This is a genomic window from Campylobacter sp. BCW_4338, from assembly GCF_001763255.1.
GTDB classification, from domain to species: domain Bacteria; phylum Campylobacterota; class Campylobacteria; order Campylobacterales; family Campylobacteraceae; genus Campylobacter_D; species Campylobacter_D jejuni.
The window spans coordinates 1-2,133 of record NZ_MJYJ01000062.1 but is presented as its reverse complement, the minus strand read 5'-3'; the positions used below and the strand labels follow the sequence as shown (position 1 = coordinate 2,133).

1 protein-coding gene and 1 pseudogene are annotated in these 2,133 nt (G+C 27.6%); both read right to left on the bottom strand.

Translation table 11 applies throughout. The features are described from left to right. Window positions 1-860 precede the first annotated feature (860 nt). The gene (locus AJN69_RS08000) at window positions 861-1,655 is read right to left on the bottom strand and encodes a hypothetical protein (protein WP_070273984.1); all 795 of its coding nucleotides are present in this window, start codon (window positions 1,653-1,655) and stop codon (window positions 861-863) included. Between the two features lie 22 nt (window positions 1,656-1,677). Beyond that, window positions 1,678-2,133 (bottom strand): annotated as a pseudogene (locus AJN69_RS07995) (hypothetical protein); the annotation flags it as partial.

Genomic DNA, 2,133 nt, shown 5'->3' with positions numbered 1-2,133 from the left:
CTTTGCTATGTCAAGGCTTCTTGAGTATCCCCTGCTTTTGCAGGGTTTAGAACAATCCCTTTGGCTTACCAAACAAACTTTTAACTAAACTTCTCTTCTTCTATTGAATTTCTATATTATTTTATATTTTTAATATTTGCACCAAATAAAAATGAAGGTGCAAAAAACAAAGTGCTAAGGAATAACAAGTAAAATCTTTTCATGGACTATATTAAAGAAGTTAAAGAGTTTGTTTGGTATAATTATAAAAGGGTGCAACGCCAAAGGGCTGCAACCCTTTAGCGTTAAATTTACCGCCCAGAAGGGAGGTGAGTTTTAATGCTCAAAATTGTTCTAATAATTATACTCTTAATGCTTTGCTATGTCAAGGCTTCTTGAGTATCCCCTGCTTTTGCAGGGTTTAGAACAATCCCTTTGACTTACCAAACAAGCTTTTAACTAAGCTTATCTCCTTTCTGTTGAATTATTTTATTTTTTAATTTATATTTTTCTTGCTTATGCTAAAAGATAAGATTCAATCATAAATAAAATGTATTAAGAAGTCAAAGAATTTGTTTGGTATAATTGCATTAAGGGTTTTACCACAAGGCTGCAACCCTGTGGCATAATCACACCCTAGAAAGGGGGTGAACTATATGACACGACTCGTACTTATAATTATACTAATTTGTATAATTACTGTCAAGGCTTATTAGCCTTGCCCCTTTTCTTAAGGGGCGAAACTCCCTTGTGGCTTGCACCAAACAAACTTTTAACTAAGCTTCTCTTCTTTCTATTGAATTTCTATATTTTTTTATATTTTTTATTTGAACTAAATAATAAACTTAACAAGATTTAAATTTACCAAATCTACTATCTTTTTACTTCAATCTCACATTCATAATCATATTAGATAAAAAGATACTATCTTTATCAAAGTCTTTTGAGTTATATTCATTTTTTGATTGTATAGTTTGCATTAAAGTTGAAAGATTGTATAAACTTAAACTTTCTAATATATTTATGAGTTCTATTTTGCTTAAAGTATTAAAATCATTTAACAATCTAAGATAATTACTTATAATAGAAGAAGAATTTATATTATGAAATACAATTTTATTTTTTATATCTTTTTTAATAAAAAATTGATTATTTTTTATATAAAAATAATCTTTAAGATGATGATTGCTTAATATTTGATTGTAAAAACTTAAAAGACTTTCTTTGCTGTTTAAGTCTATAAAATTAAGATAAAAATTCTTTTCTTCTAAGGCTAATTTTAAAGCATTAAGATTAGTAAAAGAAGCATTAATATTTTCATTATTTTTTAAAGCATAAACGATATTTTCTTGTTCTTGTTTTTGGGTAATAGCATATTGTAATAAAGGATTTTTATAATGTGTATCGCTATTGATTAAAACATTGATATAAAAAGCTTCTTTGCTTTTTTGAGTTAATTGAAGCAAAGATAAAAGTGTAGAAGGGATATAAAAAGAATCAAGCTTTAAATTTAAATACTTATCATAAGTATTTATATAAGTTAATTCTTGAGTAAAATCCAAAGCTTGTTCTTTTAAATTTAAAAGCATTGTTCCACCTAATCCTAATAAAGCTAGATTTTTGAAATTCTCTAAAGCTTTTCTTTTTTCTAAATTGATTTGAAGTATTTTTTGCATTGTTTTTCCTTTCTTTTGTGGTTCACTCTTTTATATTATGCTCTTTAGCATAAGCTCTTATCTTAGCTCGAAGTTCTTGCGGAAAATTATATCTATAAATAGCAGGAATTCTTGGGTCAAGGAGTTTGTCTAAATATCCTCTTTTATAAATCCATTCTAATCTTTCAGGTGTAAAATAATAAGGGGCATTAGGATAGCCTTGAGGAGGAGTGAGGGCTGCTAGTTTGGCGCTTAATACTAGGGTATCTTTGAATAAAGTAGCTTGTTGTTCACTCCAATCATTTGGAGTATCTACATCAAATCTTGTTACCATTCCATTTTCGTATCCATCCATAGCATCATCAAATTTATTTCTACTTTCAGAAGTAGAATCTATATCTCTTGGATCTTTTAATTTGCTTTTTTAATATCATTATATAAAGCCCAAATGATCCTGCCTTCTTCATCATAGGCAAAATCATATTTATTTAAATCAATC

Bases quoted from the DNA above. Each gene is read 5' to 3' on its own strand.
- AJN69_RS08000 (WP_070273984.1), bottom strand. From the start codon at position 1,655: ATGCAAAAAATACTTCAAATCAATTTAGAAAAAAGAAAAGCTTTAGAG.